The organism is Shewanella psychromarinicola, assembly GCF_003855155.1.
Lineage (GTDB): Bacteria > Pseudomonadota > Gammaproteobacteria > Enterobacterales > Shewanellaceae > Shewanella > Shewanella psychromarinicola.
The window spans coordinates 4153465-4169906 of the sequence record NZ_CP034073.1; the positions used below are offsets into that span (position 1 = coordinate 4153465).

Consider the following 16442-nt stretch of genomic DNA (forward strand, 5'->3'; position numbering starts at 1 on the left):
AATCTTTGCTTGGGATAATAAACGGTTATCAAACAGCCTTTCCCTGTTAATTATCTTGTATTGACTTACGAACAAAACCAATGCCAACTTTGATATAATATTAGGTGTAATAGTATGATTCTAAATTACTTATTCTATCTCACATCCCCAGTTGAGATTCGTTAATTTAGAACGAGATAAGTATTAGCAGGTTAAATCAGCCTCCACGCGACATTGAGTGCAGCTTAGAGCGACCATTGTTTGCCATGCTATTAGTTTCACTTAACCGCAACGCCCAATTACCCTGATGTTGCTGCTCGCAGGCAGTTTCGGTATCAAAGCTAACATGCTGATTGATGTCTTTGAGGTTAATATCGTATTGAGCAAGGGTGCGTTGAATTAAGCTTAACAATATCGCTTTATCACCGCGTTGATTAAATTGCATTAGCTGTGATTCAGTATCAAATATGCAAATAATCCGTAAACCTTTAGGAAATATAGCATAATCAACCATATGGGTAATCCACGCAAAACCTGGATAGGCCGCTATTGCTTGTTGGCATACAGAGGTTAATCCCTCTCTTAATTGATTGTCTCTTTTTTTGTCAATTTTACGCATACTAAAAATGTTCTTCCTAAGTCAGTATAACTAACCTCATCTCGGGATAATAAGCGGTTATCAAACAGCCTTTTGTTTCTCTATCTGCCTTACATTAACGTTCAATAGGCCAGCTATTGACGCGTCAATACGCCTCGATAGCAACACAAAAGACCAGCTTGATATTGATGACTTAACGATAGACTGATTTTTATCCGTCTATCCCATCTCTATATCCCGAGTTGAGGCTAAGCTAATAAATCATCTTGTTAAAACATATTTAGCGCATTGTTTTTATGCAGATAAAATATCGGAAACAATGACACTACTTAACCTTATTATCTCAATCGGGGTTAATTATAACCCACTATTTTACTAGCAAGAGCATTGTTCAAGTTTAAGACAATGGCTAAGCAATAAAACGACTTTAGATTATCTCAACTTGCATTGACTCGATTTCCGCCAGCATTTTTTGCTCTATACATTGCTTGATCTGCATGTTGAATTAATTGCTGCTCATCATCACCGTTTTCAGGGTAACGAGCAACGCCAATACTCGGTGACAGTTGCAAATTAAGACTGTCAAATTGATAAGGTTTCTCAAGCTCAATACGTATGTTTTCAGCAATAACAAGCACATCATCAAATAAATCAATTCCATTTAACACAACTAGAAACTCATCCCCACCAAAGCGCCCAACCGTATCCGATTTACGGACACAATCGCGCAAACGTTGAGCTATATTCTTGAGTAGCTTGTCACCGACAAGATGACCATAACTATCATTTACATGCTTAAACCCATCAATATCGATAAATAACAAGGAAAGATCAGTGCCTTCGCGGCGCGCTAATCCAAGTGAAGTTTGTAAGCGCCCAAACAATAATGTCCTGTTCGGCAATTCTGTTAATGGATCATGTCCTGATATGTAATGCAGTTGCCGTTCCATTTGCTTGCGTTCAGTAATATCGTGAGCAATCGCGATTCTAAATTGGTGATACTCTGACCATCGAGCAGACCAAAGAATGTCGACGATTTCTCCATCCTTGCGGACCCAGCGATTTTCAAACCGAGGTTGAAGTTTCCCACTCATTAGTGTGTCAACAACGTTAAGCGTTCTTATGCCATCCTCGGGATAGACAAAGCCAATCATTGGTTTGCCTATCACTTCGTCAGGAGAATATCCAAAAATATCTTTAAACGCAGCACTGACAAACACAAAACAGCCTTTTCTATCAACGACACAAACTGCATCAAGCATTAAATCCATAACATCTCTAAGCGCCACTAAGTCAATGGTCTTCATACAGTGCATACCTCGAGAAGTTAGATTTATTGTTAAAGGCTAATATATGCCAGCTTATAAGCAGAGTAAAATAAACTCAACGACTTATGGGAATATCATTTATTCATATCGATGAGGAAAGGCCTGAGAATTAACCTTGTATTAGTTATAGTGTAGTTTATCCATTGAATGAACAAACAGCACAAGTGATTTATTCTATTAGCATTCTGCTCACGACCATAAAAACATCGCCTACAGACAAAGCGAAGCTCGAACGAGTCATACTGATGCGGATCGAGCGTTCAGCCTTGCTGAGGAAATAACCGATGCAGCGATGTCATTAGACTCTGTTATTCAAACCGTTAATGTTTAGGGTCAATATGATAGATGTGCAGCCCTCGAACGAATTAAATGCTTCAGTGGTAAGCAAAAAATATTACATTATCATTTAAGCCAAGGTACCATTCACTTTATAGAGTATAATTTATCCGTAATCCATGACCATGTTGTTGGCTTTATTGAGCATAAAAAAATAACAAAGCATAACTTATGCCATTAATATGCTCATTAAATAATATAAATGCTTTATCCGCGCTTGCAAACTAGCATAAATGCGGTTAAGTTAATTGCAAGTCGATACACACGACATTCAATGAGAGTATAATTCCTCATTAAACTAATTAAATAAGATTACATAAAGAGAATTACCATGAACATCCAAGTGACTACAATCCACCATCATCACCATATGCGGTAGCCTTCGGATGCTAACTGCCGAAGGACGATATCCTTCTGGTGGTGAACAATATTTCACATAAACCCCTGGAAGGAATTTCAGGGGTTTTTTGTTGTTCTAAATTTATATTTTTATTTAAGCTGTTAAATTTACACTATTTTATAGTTAATACATTAAGGAAGTATCACATGAGTGAATCAAAGCGTTTACGTATTGCCATCCAGAAATCAGGTCGTTTATCAAAAGAGTCTCAACAGTTATTGAAAAGCTGTGGCGTTAAATTTAACGTTAATGAGCAACGCCTGATTGCCCACGCTGACAACATGCCAATCGACTTATTACGTGTTCGTGATGATGATATTCCAGGCTTGGTAATGGATGGTGTTGTTGACCTCGGGATTATCGGTGAGAACGTGCTAGAAGAAGAGCAAATTGAGCGCCAACTAGCAAACAAACCCGCTGAATGTACTAAATTACGTGAATTAGATTTTGGTTCGTGCCGTCTATCATTAGCGGTACCCAATGAGTTTAAATACCAAGATGCTAACTCACTTGAAGGTCTGCGTATCGCCACTTCTTACCCCAACTTACTGCGCCGCTTTATGCAAGAAAAAGGCATTAACTACAGCGACTGTATGTTAAAAGGTTCAGTTGAAGTAGCACCACGAGCTGGATTATCTGACGGCATTTGTGATTTGGTGTCGACCGGAGCCACCCTTGAAGCTAACGGCTTGTATGAAACCGAAGTGATTTACCGCTCAAAGGCTTGCATCATTCAATCAAGTAAAACTCAATCTACTGAAAAACAGGCACTCATCAACAAAATCTTATCGCGTATTAATGGCGTTATCCGTGCCCGTGAAAGTAAGTACATCTTATTGCACGCCCCAATTGAAACCTTAGATCAAATCGTGGCCCTACTCCCAGGCGCAGAAAACCCAACAGTATTACCTCTTAATGACGACACTAATCGCGTTGCCATTCACGCAGTGAGTACAGAGGATTTATTCTGGGACACAATGGAAGAGCTAACGGCATTAGGTGCCAGCTCAATTCTAGTCATGCCTATTGAAAAAATGATGGGGTAACACAAATGCAAATTCTCGATTGGGCCTCTTTATCGACCAAGCAGCAACGACAAACCTTAGCACGGTCGCCATTGATTGGTGATGCCAGTGTAGAGCAAGGTGTTCGCGACATTATTGAGCAAGTTAACGCTCAAGGTGATAGCGCGTTATTGGCTTATAACAAAAAATTTGACGGTGTTGAACTGACAGAGTTAGCGTTATCAACTGACGCTATTGCCGCCGCTTGTGCGCGAGTGGGTGACGACGTTAAGCAAGCTGTAGCGCAAGCAGTCAATAACATTGAAACCTTTCACAAGGCGCAAGTGTTTCAGGGTGTAGATATTGAAACTCAAGCGGGAATTCGTTGCGAGCTTAGAAGCGAACCTATCGAGCGTGTCGGCTTATATATTCCTGGCGGCACAGCACCATTAATCTCAACGGTAATGATGCTCGCCCTGCCAGCAAGAATAGCCGGCTGTGGCAAACGCGTATTGGTCAGCCCACCGCCAATTAATGATGCGATTATTTATGCAGCCAATGTGTGCAGCATTACCGATATTTTCCAAGTCGGCGGCGCCCAAGCTATTGCGGCAATGGCGTTTGGTACTGAATCAGTACCAAACGTAGACAAAATATTTGGTCCAGGTAATCGCTATGTGACCGAAGCCAAGCGCTTAGTGTCACAAGACAGCCGTGTTAGCGTGTCTATTGACATGCCAGCAGGCCCGTCTGAAGTGCTAGTGATTGCCGACAAAGATGCTAATCCTGCTTTTGTGGCGTCCGATTTACTGTCGCAAGCTGAACACGGCGTTGATTCACAAGTGATGTTAGTCACTGACTCATTAACTCTTGCCGAAGATGTAAACCAAGCTTTAATTGAACAATTAGCCCAATTGAGTCGTAAAGACATCGCCGCGCAAGCACTAGAATGCAGCCGCAGTATTATTGTCAGTGATATGGGGCAAGCCACCAAGGTGTCTAACTTATATGGTCCAGAGCATTTAATTATTCAAACTGCAGCGCCTCGTGAAGTACTGAAACATGTGCGCGGTGCGGGGTCTGTGTTTTTAGGGGCTTACACACCAGAATCTGTCGGTGATTATGCCAGTGGCACCAACCACGTGTTACCGACATATGGTTATAGCCGTTCGGTATCCAGCTTGTCATTGGCCGATTTTAGCCGCCGCTTTACGGTGCAAGAACTCAGCAAGCAAGGACTACAATCCTTAGGCCAAAGTGTGATGGTATTAGCTGAAAATGAACTGTTAGATGCGCATAAAAATGCCATCGCCATTCGTTTAGCCAGTTTGCAGTAGTTGTTATTGTCTAAGCTTTGATCTAGAACAGAAGTGATGAATTAACACCTTTATAGCGAAGAAAGTAGAGAACACAGCCATGAGTCAGACCCAAGTAGCGCCTTTTGATCCAAACACGTTGGCCAGACCCGAGTTACTTACGTTAACACCGTATCAAAGTGCCAGACGTATCGGCGGCAGAGGGGATATTTGGATCAATGCCAACGAGTCGCCATTTAATAATAGCCCGCTTGATAAAGTGAATCGTTACCCAGAATGCCAGCCACCTGAACTCATCAATGCTTACAGCCGGTATTCTGGCGTAAAAGCAAGTAACATTATTGCCAGTCGTGGCGCTGATGAAGCGATTGAATTACTGATCCGCACCTTTTGTATTCCAGGTGTCGACACCATTGCTTGTTTTGGACCGACTTACGGCATGTACTCCATTAGCGCGGCGACCTTTAATGTTGGCGTCAACGCACTAAGCTTAACGGATAACTATCAGTTACCTCAAAATTGGCCAGCACAAATCGGCAATGCCAAAATTGTGTTTATTTGTAACCCAAATAACCCAACTGGCACTGTGATAGCGAAAGACAAAATTGAACAAGCAATTCAAGCGGCGCCAAATTCAATTGTGGTGGTAGACGAAGCCTATATTGAATTTTGCCCTGACTACAGCGTGGCCGATTTACTGGGTAAGTACCCTAACCTTGTCGTGCTGCGCACTCTATCAAAAGCGTTTGCCTTAGCGGGCGCCCGTTGTGGTTTTATGCTTGCCAGTGATGACATTATCGATTTAGTGATGCGAGTCATCGCCCCTTATCCGGTGCCATTGCCAGTATCAGACCTTGCGATAAAAGCCTTAAGCGCAACGGGTATCGACACTATGCAAGCCCAAGTGGCTAGCTTAGTTGAGCAAGGAAAACGCTTAAGCAATGCACTTACAGCCTATGGCGCCAAGGTGTTACCGGCAAACGGTAACTATGTGCTGGCTAAATTTGCCGATGTCAACGCTGCCGCTAAACGCTTAAGTGATTCAGGTGTAGTCGCCCGCGCCTATAAAGATCCGCGTCTTGCTGATGCCATTCGCTTTAGCTTTACCAATGAACAACAAACAAATTTAATTATCTCTTTGTTTACAAAAAACCTGTCTGAGTCGGTAGCAGAAGTGGGCCAAAAGTCGCTTCGATAGATAACCTGATGAACAGATTGATAGGCACATAGATTAACATTAATAGATTAAAACGAATAAAATTACACCCTATTGAAGGCATTGAACATGAAACAGAACATATTATTCATCGACCGTGATGGCACTTTAGTTGAAGAGCCGGCAATCGATAAACAACTCGATAGTTTGGCTAAATTGGTGTTTGAGCCACAAGTGATCCCAGCGCTGCTTAAATTACAAAATGCGGGTTTTCGCTTGGTGATGGTCAGCAATCAAGACGGTTTGGGTACCGATTCATTTCCAAAAGCTGACTTTGATGCTCCGCACAATATGATGATGCAAATATTTGCAAGCCAAGGGGTGAAGTTTGACGATGTGGTGATTTGCCCACACTTTAATGATGAAAATTGCAGCTGCCGCAAACCGAAACTGGGCCTTGTAAAAGACTACCTGACTCAAGGCAAAGTGGACTTTACCACTTCAGCGGTGATTGGCGATCGCGAAACCGACGTTGAGCTTGCCAATGCTATGGGTATTAAAAGCTATAAATACAATCGTCAAACGCTGAATTGGGATGACATTGCTAATGTATTGCTTAGCAAAGGCCGTATTGCAACTGTGGTACGCACCACCAAAGAAACAGACATCAAAGTCACCATTGACCTAGACAGTCAAACTAAGGGTAAGATTGAAACTGGCATTGGATTTTTTGACCACATGTTAGATCAAATTCAAACCCACGGTAATTTTAAAATGGACGTGCACGTTGATGGCGATTTAGACATCGACGATCACCACAGCGTGGAAGACACCGCCCTAGCCATTGGTGATGCTATTCGCCAGGCATTAGGCGACAAGCGCGGCATCGCCCGTTTCGGTTTCAGTTTACCCATGGATGAAGCCAGCGGCGAATGCCTAATGGACATTTCAGGTCGCCCATTTATTAAATTTAATGCTGATTTTGAGCGTGAAATGGTCGGCGAAATGGCCATTGAGATGGTGCCACACTTTTTCCGCTCGTTTGCCGATGGCCTGCGCTGCACCTTACACATTGGCTCCAAAGGCGATAACGATCACCACAAAGTAGAAGCACTGTTTAAGGTACTCGGTCGTACGCTTCGCCAAGCGGTGAAGGTCGAAGGTGACATACTGCCATCAAGCAAAGGCGTGCTGTAAGGAGTTCATATGACAGAACTATCGGTTTCATCAAGCACGTCTACTACGGCTTCGACAAGCATGGCCAATGACCTTACCGTTATTATAGATACCGGCTGCGCCAATTTAAGCTCAGTACGGTTTGCCTTTGAGCGTCTTAACGCTAATGTCATTGTCAGTGCTGACTTTGATGTTATTCGCAGCGCGGCACGAGTGGTATTGCCAGGTGTTGGCACCGCAGGTGCGGCCATGGACGCCTTAAAACAAAAAAACTTAGTCGAGCTGATTAAAAGCTTAACTCAACCTGTGATGGGCGTGTGTCTTGGCATGCAAATGCTGGCATCTTTATCGAATGAACATGGCGGTCGCAGCGAGCAAAGTATCACTTGCTTAGGCCTAGTACCCACTGACATCGGCGACTTAGACAGCAAAGGCTTGCCTTTACCTCACATGGGCTGGAATCAAATTGAGGTCAGCGATCATCCTTTGTTTGTTGGGATAGAAAATGGCAGCTACGTGTATTTTGTTCACAGCTACCGCGCGCCAATCAGTGAATACACTTTAGCCCGCAGCACCTATGGCGAATCATTCAGTGCCGCTATTGGTAAAGGTAACTTTTTTGGGGTGCAATTCCACCCAGAAAAGAGTGCCAAAGTGGGTGCAAAGATTTTACAAAACTTTTTAAATATGGGGACACCACAGTGATTATTCCTGCCATTGATTTAATTGACGGCCAAGTGGTGCGTTTATACCAAGGTGACTACGACAAGCAAACCACCTTTGACTTAAGCCCATTGGCGCAATTGCAGTCTTATCAAGCCCAAGGGGCAAAATTGTTGCATATTGTTGACTTAACGGGTGCAAAAGATCCTAATAATCGTCAAACCCAATTAATTACTGAACTTGCTGCGGGGCTTGATGTTGATATTCAAGTCGGCGGCGGTATTCGAACTGAAGAGCAAGTCGCGGAATTATTAGCTATCGGAGTTAAGCGCGTGGTCATTGGCTCGCTTGCCGTTAAAGAGCCTGAACGGGTTAAAAGCTGGCTAAACAAATACGGCCCTGAGGCAATTTGTTTAGCGCTAGATGTCAACATTAACGACGCCGGTGAAAAAATCGTTGCGGTATCGGGTTGGCAGTCTGGTGGCGGTAAGTCACTAGAATCACTGGTGGCTGAATTTGAAACTGTCGGCCTTAAACATGCTTTAGTGACCGATATTAGCCGTGATGGCACCCTAACTGGCGCTAACACTGAACTCTATACTGAACTTGCTTCCACGTATCCTGACATCCTTTGGCAAGCCTCTGGTGGTATTGCCACGCTAGACAATGTCGCCGCAGTACGCGACAGTAAAGCATCGGGGATTATTATCGGCAAAGCACTGCTAATTAACCAATTTACCGTTAAGGAGGCAATCCAATGTTGGCCAAACGCATAGTTCCTTGTCTTGATGTACGCGAAGGTAAAGTGGTTAAAGGAATACAATTTCGCAATCACGAAATTGTCGGTGACATAGTGCCGCTGGCGGCTCGTTACGCCCTTGAAGGTGCTGATGAATTAGTATTTTATGACATTACTGCCAGTGCTCACGATCGGGTGATTGATAAATCTTGGATCAGCCGCGTCGCGGAGCAAATTGATATCCCCTTTTGCGTCGCCGGTGGCATTAAAACCATCGAACAAGCACGTGAAAAATTGGCTTTTGGTGCCGATAAAATCTCGATAAACTCGCCAGCATTAAGTGACCCTAGCTTGATATCCCGTTTGCAAGACGAGTTTGGCCGCCAATGTATCGTTATTGGTATTGATTCATTTTATGATGCTGCCAGTGACAGCTATAAAGTCAAACAGTTTACCGGTGATCAAGCCGCCACTAAAGACACCCAATGGTATACTCAAGATTGGGTTGAAGAAGTGCAAAAGCGTGGCTGTGGTGAAATAGTACTTAACGTCATGAACCAAGACGGCGTGCGCGGCGGTTACGATATCAAGCAATTAAGCATGGTTAGGGCAATATGCGATGTACCGTTAATTGCTTCTGGCGGTGCTGGCACCATGGCGCACTTCAAAGAAGTGTTCGAACTTGCCAAGGTCGACGCTGCATTAGCGGCAAGCGTATTCCATAAAGGCATTATTGATATTGGTGAACTCAAGCAATATCTGCACGCCAATAGCATCGCAATTCGTTTATAATTTTGCAAAAAAAAGAGAACACCTATGACTGATATTGTATTTGATAGCACAAGCGTGGACTGGGACAAACAACAAGGCGCTACTTCGGGATTAGTTCCAGCGGTCGTGCAGCATCACCTGACCGGTAAAGTGCTTATGCTAGGTTACATGGATAAAGCCGCCTTAGCCAAAACCTTAGCCACTAACCAAGTCACCTTTTTTAGCCGCTCAAAACAGCGTTTGTGGACCAAAGGCGAAACCTCTGGCAACACACTTGATTTAATTGCTATCGATAAAGACTGCGATAATGACAGCTTTTTAGTACAAGTTATTCCTAACGGCCCGACTTGCCATACCGGCACAGAAAGCTGCTGGCCAGATGGCAACGCCCATCCTTTTATCGATAACCTGACTAAGCTGATTATTTCACGTAAAGGTCAAAGTGCTGATTCAAGCTACACAGCATCATTATTTGAACGTGGTACAAAGCGTATTGCACAAAAAGTCGGTGAAGAAGGCCTTGAAACCGCCCTTGCTGCAGCCACCCATGATAAAGAAGAGTTGGTCAATGAAGCGTCTGATTTAATGTATCACTTAATTGTGTTACTTGAAGATCAAGGCTTGTCGATGGCAGACATCAATAAAAACTTATTAGATCGTCACACCAAAGCCAACAAATCTGACACGAATAAGTAACGCTTTAGCTGGTTAAATTAATAATAAAAAAGACGCCACGGCGTCTTTTTTATTGATGCAAAAATCGGTGTTAATTAACTTTTATGACTTCGGTTAATCGTCAAATTACCATCAACATGTAAATCACGTTGTGGATAAGCAATCACCACATTATGCTCGTTAAATAGCTCGTACATTCTAAAACGAATTTCGCTACGACGGCGGCGGATATCAGTTTCTGACACTGCGCTGACCCAAAAAATTAAGTCAAAAATCAATGCATTGTCGCCAAAATCTTCAAATAAGACGGAGGGTTCAGGTTGCGGCAAAATATCATCTCGCTCACCAATAACTTGATAAATTAGCTCACGAACTTTAATCACATCCGAACCGTAAGCCACGCCAACACGAACAAATGTTCGGGCATTTTTATCAATCAAGGTCCAGTTAGTCACGGTGTTTTCGAGTAACAGACTGTTGGGCACTAGCATGTGCACTCCGTCATTACGGCGTATCAAGGTTGAGCGAGTGTTAATACACTCTACAACGCCTCGCGCCTCACCTACTTCTAAAAAATCACCAATGCGGATGGGACGTTCCCACATTAAAATCCAGCCACTGATAAAGTTATTAATAATGTTTTGCGCACCAAAACCCACACCAATCGCTATCGCACCTGACACAAATGCAAACGCAGTTAAGGGAATATTTAAAATTTCCATACAGGTAAAAATGAGTACTGCGATACTAATAATAAAATACATGCGAGTGAATAAATGGATCGCATCGGCACCAACATTACGACGTTTGAGTGCTTTAACAATCAAGCGCCCAACACGAGTGATAATAAACCAGGCTAAAAATATGTACAAAGGCACTTGTAACAACTGCAACAAAGTAATTGGGCTATCGTCGTAGGTAAATACCACCAAAGACAAGGCCGATAACAATTCGTTAAAATCCATATGAACCTCTTATTCTTGTGATTACATCAAGGTGATGGTTATAATTTAGTAAAACTCTTGCTCTCCTGGTGGACGAGTTTTGAGCAATTTCAAAAACCACATATATTGTTCTGGATAAGCATTAATCACTTGCTCAACCACTTTGTTTAACGCGATGGCTTCATTCTCTTTGCCAATCATCTCATCAGGATTAACCGCTGGCAGCACCGTCATAATAAATTGTTTAGCCTGCTGGTCGTAACCAATCTTAACGGGCATGACTTGTGCATTACCGGCTTGGGCTAAGCGACCGACAACCGGTAATGTGGCTTTAACTGTGCCCATAAAAGGCGCAAATATACTTTTTTCAGGCCCTAAATCTTCATCAGGCAAATAGAAAAAACTGTTGTCATTTTTTAACTCGGCCAATAAAGCTCTAATCCCTGCTTCACGCATATACACACGACCACCTTGACTACTGCGCATGCGATTACTAAACCAATTAAATAATCCATTGCGATGGGCTTTAGCCATGGTCACTAACGGAATTTCCATGTTAATTCGCAGACCTGCATATTCCATTGGCCAAACATGCGGCATGATAAAAATTATCGGTTGTTTTGCCTCTCGGGCAGCTTGCACATTTTTAATGCCATTAAGTTGAATGCGGCGTTTTAAGTGCGCTTTAGAACGAATAAGCAACTCAGCTTGCGACAATAAGGTAATGACAAATGTTTCAACATTCTGTTTGATTAACGCATCTACATCTGCAGGTGACTTATCAGGAAAACAGTGCGTAATATTCACCTTTGCGATCCGCAATGGTTTCTTGGCAACTTTCATTACTATTCGGGCAAATAATCTCGCAATGGGATCTCGAATGCTTGCAGGAAGTGCACCAAATAAAAACAGCACAGCAATGGCTAACCATGTCCCCCAGTGACGAGGATGTAATAGTGATTTATTAAAACGAGTATCAAAATATTTTGCTTGTCGTGCCAAAAGAAACTCCAAATAAACTGACCCTGATCCGCAGGGAATAATCATATTATAACAATGGCATTATACTAAGGATTAATGAGTGTGGAACAGTAATTATGCCCGACAACATCAAAACATCACTCTCTCTTAGTGCTATACCCATGTTTATAAAACTAGCTTGCTCACGATTTCTCTGACGGTAAGGATAATGTTATAGATCATGTGGATATAATGAAATGATAAAATAAATTTACCAAATTCAAAAACAAAAGAGCCACTCAATTAAGAGTGGCTCTTCGTAATACAGATCCGATCGGATTGGCGTATTAACTAGTGAACTACTTTTTACCCGAGTTTGCTGCTTCAACACGTGACTTTAACTTCTGTCCAGGACGGAAGGTAACAACACGGCGTGCAGAAATTGGAATATCTTCACCAGTTTTCGGGTTCCTTCCCGGTCTTTGATTCTTGTCCCTAAGGTCAAAGTTGCCAAAGCCAGATAACTTGACCTGCTCACCACTTTCGAGTGCTTCACGAATTTCTTCAAAAAAAGACTCGACCATCTCTTTAGCCACACGTTTGTTAATACCTAATGTTTCAAAAAGATGTTCTGCCATTTCGGCTTTGGTAAGTGCCATACTTTAATCCCTCAACGATGCGTTGAACTCGGTCTTTAGAGCCGATACCACTGCAACCATAGTTTCAGTAATATCTTTATCTTCAAGTGTACGAGTAGTGTCTTGTAATGTAAGTGCGATGGCGAGGCTCTTTTTGCCAGGCTCAACACCCTTACCTTGGTATACATCGAACAAGTTTAAGCCAACCAACTGATTTTCGCCAACTTTTCTTATCAAATTCATAACATCAGTTGCAGAAACGGCTTCATCTACTACTAACGCTATGTCACGACGGTTAGCAGGAAACTTAGATACAGCTTGGGCTAGCGGCAAACGGGCGTGCAATAATGCATCCAGTTCTAACTCGAAAATAATTGTTTTGCCATTGAGTCCAAAAGGCTTTTCCAACTTTGGATGGATAGCACCGATATGACCAATGACGCGATTATTTCGTAATATTTCAGCACATTGTCCTGGATGCAGCGCAGGATGTGTTGCCCCTCTAAAGCTAAATTCTGTAGAGGCAACTGTCAAGCCGATTATTGCTTCTAAATCACCTTTTAAATCAAAGAAGTCGACGATTGTAGACTCCATTGACCAATGCTCATCGTTTTGAACACCAGAAATGACCGCGCCCAGCATAGCTTGTTGACGAACACCAGAATCTGCTTGTGCATCAGGGATAAAGCGTAAACCCGTCTCAAATAAACGCACTCGATTTTGCTGACGGCTTTGGTTATAGCCTACGGCTGTCAATAATCCAGTAAACATTGATAAGCGCATGGCTGACATTTCGACTGAAATCGGGTTAGGCAACACCATGGCCTCTTCGCCAGGGTGAACAATATTTTGCATTTTTGGGTCAACAAAACTGTAGGTCACTGCTTCTTGGAAACCACGAGCAACAAATATACTGCGCACACGCTTAAGCGAAATATCAGCTTCTTGGTGATCAGGCATGCTTAACGCTGCCATTGGCGCAATATTAGGGATATTGTTATAACCATAAATACGCGCCACTTCTTCGATCAAATCTTCTTCAATCGCCATATCAAAACGATATGTTGCCGTGGTGACAATCCAATCATTGCCGTCAACGTTCACGCTAAAACCTAAACATTCAAGAATTTCCGTCACGTCAGTATCAGAAATAACATGCCCTAATGTTTTGTCTAACTTGCTACGACGCAAAGTGATAGTTGCTGCTACGGGTAAATGCTCAATCGATACCGCTTCAACAACTTGACCGGCTTCACCACCACAAATATCTAATACAAGGCGAGTAGCGCGGTCCATGACCTTATGTTGTAGCTCAGGGTCAACTCCACGCTCAAAACGATGTGAAGCGTCTGTGTGTAAGCCTAAACGACGTGATTTACCCATAATGGCCAATGGAGAGAAAAAAGCACACTCCAAAAGAATATCTTGGGTGTTTTCATTTACACCGGTACTTTCACCACCAAATACCCCCGCAAGCGCAACAGCTTGTTTGTCGTCGGCAATCACTAAGGTATCGCTTGGTACCGTAATTTCATTGCCATCAAGCAAGGTTAGCTTTTCAACACCATCAGCTAAACGCACGGTAATGCCGCCGTTTAAGGTATTTAAATCAAACGCATGCATTGGCTGACCAAATTCAATCAACACATAATTGGTAATATCAACAATGGGATCAATTGAACGAATACCACTGCGACGCAATTTTTCTTGCATCCATAATGGCGTGACGGCCTTAATATTGATGTTTTTGACTACGCGGCCTAAGTAACGAGGGCAAAGATTTGGCGCTACCACACTGATGCTAAACGGCGCATCTATCGTGGCGGTTACGGCTTGCCAAGAAGGCTCTATTACCGCTTGACGATTTAATACGCCCACTTCACGAGCAAGACCGGCCATGCCTAAACAATCGGCTCGGTTAGCGGTTAAGTCAACATCAATAATGGCATCATCTAATTGCAAATATTCACGCACATTCAGGCCTATAGGTGCATCTTGCGGTAATTCAATAATGCCATCGCTTTCGATGTCTATACCTAACTCGCCGTAAGAACACAACATGCCCATTGACGGTTGGCCGCGTAATTTGGCTTTTTTAATTTTAAAATCGCCTGGTAATACTGCGCCCACCATCGCTACTGCGACTTTTAAGCCTAAACGGCAGTTTGGTGCACCACAAACGATGTCGATAAGCTCATCGCCGCCAACATTGATTTTAGTGACGCGTAATTTGTCTGCATCTGGGTGTTGGCCACATTCAACCACTTCACCGATGACCACGCCGCTAAAATCGCCAGCGACGGCATCAATACCGTCAACTTCAAGACCAGCCATGGTGATTTGGTGTGATAATGCGTCACGACTTACTGATGGGTTAACCCACTCACGAAGCCAAGATTCACTGAATTTCATCTACTTTTTGCTCCGTTATTTGAATTGCTTAAGAAAACGTAAATCGTTTTCAAAGAAGGCACGTAAATCATTTACGCCATAGCGCAACATGGTTAAACGCTCAACACCCATACCAAAAGCAAAACCAGAGTATTTCTCAGGGTCAATACCCACACTGCGCAGTACATTTGGATGTACCATGCCGCAGCCTAATACTTCTAACCACTTACCGTTTTTACCCATAACATCCACTTCAGCAGAAGGTTCTGTAAATGGGAAGTAAGATGGGCGAAAACGTACTTCTAAATCTTGTTCAAAGAAGTTACGTAAAAAGTCATGCAAAATGCCTTTAAGTTCTGCAAAATTAACGTTTTCAGCAACCATTAACCCTTCAACTTGATGGAACATTGGCGTATGAGTTTGGTCGTAATCGTTACGATAAACACGGCCTGGAGAAATGATCCGAAGTGGCGGTTTTTCATGTTCCATGGTGCGAATTTGCACCCCAGATGTTTGCGTGCGTAACATCACTTTGGGGTTAAAGTAAAAAGTATCATGATCGGCACGAGCTGGATGATGCTCAGAAATATTTAGCGCATCGAAATTATGGAAATCATCTTCGATTTCAGGTCCTTGTTTAACAACAAAACCAAGCTCACCAAAGAAGGTTTCAATACGTTCGATAGTGCGCGTAACCGGATGTAAGCCGCCAATATCGAGCGTACGACCCGGAAGAGTGACATCAATATTTTCAGCAATTAATTTTGCTTCTAATTCAGATGCTTTCAATCCGTCGATACGCACAGTCAACTGTTGTTGAACGGCTTGCTTTGCTTGATTGACTGCGGCACCAAAGGCAGGCTTTTCTTCTGCGCTTAATGATCCCATCATTTTCATCATGTCAGTAATTTTACCTTTTTTACCAAGGTAATCGACACGGATATCATCCAATGTTTTTAGATCACAGGCCTTATCAATGACCTCTAAGGCTTGTTCTACGATCTCGGTTAACTGCTGCATGTTATCATCCACTGCATTTTTGCATTTAAATGCGATTGAGCGTCTAGTCGACTATACGAGTTCACCATAGTGGCAACCCAGTAAGTGACGACGCGGTAGTTTGACGCTTATTATGATAACTAAACAGTCAAGACTGGGGTTAAAATAAAAGATTGGAATTTTACGTTAGCAAGTACAACTTTACTAGTCATTATTGGTATTTTTAATAGCAAATAGTTGTATTTACCTACAATTAACCCACTTAGCCTGTAACCGTGGCAACAAGTGTTAACTCAGGAGTCTACCCAACCGAAATCGTCAGTCTGTTGATGATGGGGTCTGGTTAGCTTACAGCAAGGTTACCTGTCC

Annotated in this window: 15 protein-coding genes; 8 read left to right on the forward strand and 7 right to left on the reverse strand. The window is 42.8% G+C overall.

The window, feature by feature from the left end; translation table 11 throughout:
• Positions 1 to 196: 196 nt before the first annotated feature.
• Both EGC80_RS18155 and EGC80_RS18160 read right to left on the reverse strand, forming a co-directional pair.
• Positions 197 to 598 (reverse strand): Fis family transcriptional regulator, encoded by a 402-nt coding sequence (locus EGC80_RS18155; protein WP_124011674.1) that lies wholly within the window; start codon positions 596 to 598, stop codon positions 197 to 199.
• Positions 599 to 1014: 416 nt separating this feature from the next.
• Complete coding sequence (locus EGC80_RS18160; RefSeq protein WP_124011675.1) at positions 1015 to 1884, reverse strand: sensor domain-containing diguanylate cyclase; 870 nt, start codon at positions 1882 to 1884, stop codon at positions 1015 to 1017.
• Positions 1885 to 2787: 903 nt separating this feature from the next.
• Here EGC80_RS18160 and hisG point away from each other — a divergent pair.
• The 8 genes from hisG (at position 2788) to hisIE (ending at position 10162) form a co-directional block, all read left to right on the forward strand.
• Complete coding sequence (gene hisG, locus EGC80_RS18165) at positions 2788 to 3687, forward strand: ATP phosphoribosyltransferase (protein ID WP_124011676.1); 900 nt, start codon at positions 2788 to 2790, stop codon at positions 3685 to 3687.
• A 5-nt stretch (positions 3688 to 3692) separates the two neighbouring features.
• A complete protein-coding gene (gene hisD, locus EGC80_RS18170) occupies positions 3693 to 4982 on the forward strand; it encodes a histidinol dehydrogenase (RefSeq protein WP_124011677.1) in 1290 nt (429 codons plus the stop codon).
• Between the two features lie 79 nt (positions 4983 to 5061).
• On the forward strand, positions 5062 to 6159 hold the full coding sequence (hisC, locus tag EGC80_RS18175) for a histidinol-phosphate transaminase (protein ID WP_124011678.1): 1098 nt from the start codon (positions 5062 to 5064) through the stop codon (positions 6157 to 6159).
• 87 nt (positions 6160 to 6246) lie between these two features.
• Positions 6247 to 7314 carry a bifunctional histidinol-phosphatase/imidazoleglycerol-phosphate dehydratase HisB gene (gene hisB / locus EGC80_RS18180; RefSeq protein ID WP_101031947.1) on the forward strand — a complete coding sequence of 356 codons (1068 nt, stop codon included), beginning with the start codon at positions 6247 to 6249 and terminating at the stop codon, positions 7312 to 7314.
• A gap of 9 nt (positions 7315 to 7323) precedes the next feature.
• The gene (gene hisH / locus EGC80_RS18185; protein WP_198554734.1) at positions 7324 to 7998 is read left to right on the forward strand and encodes an imidazole glycerol phosphate synthase subunit HisH; all 675 of its coding nucleotides are present in this window, start codon (positions 7324 to 7326) and stop codon (positions 7996 to 7998) included.
• Complete coding sequence (hisA, locus tag EGC80_RS18190; RefSeq protein ID WP_124011679.1) at positions 7995 to 8732, forward strand: 1-(5-phosphoribosyl)-5-[(5-phosphoribosylamino)methylideneamino]imidazole-4-carboxamide isomerase; 738 nt, start codon at positions 7995 to 7997, stop codon at positions 8730 to 8732. Before hisH ends, hisA begins: the two co-directional genes overlap by 4 nt.
• Positions 8714 to 9487 (forward strand): imidazole glycerol phosphate synthase subunit HisF, encoded by a 774-nt coding sequence (hisF, locus tag EGC80_RS18195; RefSeq protein ID WP_101031949.1) that lies wholly within the window; start codon positions 8714 to 8716, stop codon positions 9485 to 9487. Before hisA ends, hisF begins: the two co-directional genes overlap by 19 nt.
• Positions 9488 to 9511: 24 nt before the next feature.
• Positions 9512 to 10162: a bifunctional phosphoribosyl-AMP cyclohydrolase/phosphoribosyl-ATP diphosphatase HisIE gene (gene hisIE / locus EGC80_RS18200; protein ID WP_101031950.1), complete on the forward strand. Its 651-nt coding sequence runs from the start codon at positions 9512 to 9514 to the stop codon at positions 10160 to 10162.
• Between the two features lie 74 nt (positions 10163 to 10236).
• Here hisIE and EGC80_RS18205 read toward each other — a convergent pair whose 3' ends face one another.
• From EGC80_RS18205 to pheS, 5 genes are all read right to left on the reverse strand, one after another.
• Positions 10237 to 11106 carry a mechanosensitive ion channel family protein gene (locus EGC80_RS18205; RefSeq protein WP_101031951.1) on the reverse strand — a complete coding sequence of 290 codons (870 nt, stop codon included), beginning with the start codon at positions 11104 to 11106 and terminating at the stop codon, positions 10237 to 10239.
• A gap of 45 nt (positions 11107 to 11151) precedes the next feature.
• Entirely contained in the window at positions 11152 to 12087 is a 936-nt protein-coding gene (gene lpxM, locus EGC80_RS18210) for a lauroyl-Kdo(2)-lipid IV(A) myristoyltransferase (RefSeq protein ID WP_124011680.1), read from the reverse strand.
• A 317-nt stretch (positions 12088 to 12404) separates the two neighbouring features.
• Positions 12405 to 12704, reverse strand: coding sequence for an integration host factor subunit alpha (gene ihfA / locus EGC80_RS18215; protein WP_011637176.1), 300 nt, complete (start codon positions 12702 to 12704; stop codon positions 12405 to 12407).
• Between the two features lie 3 nt (positions 12705 to 12707).
• The gene (pheT, locus tag EGC80_RS18220; protein ID WP_124011681.1) at positions 12708 to 15095 is read right to left on the reverse strand and encodes a phenylalanine--tRNA ligase subunit beta; all 2388 of its coding nucleotides are present in this window, start codon (positions 15093 to 15095) and stop codon (positions 12708 to 12710) included.
• A gap of 15 nt (positions 15096 to 15110) precedes the next feature.
• On the reverse strand, positions 15111 to 16094 hold the full coding sequence (pheS, locus tag EGC80_RS18225; protein WP_101031954.1) for a phenylalanine--tRNA ligase subunit alpha: 984 nt from the start codon (positions 16092 to 16094) through the stop codon (positions 15111 to 15113).
• Positions 16095 to 16442: the final 348 nt, after the last annotated feature.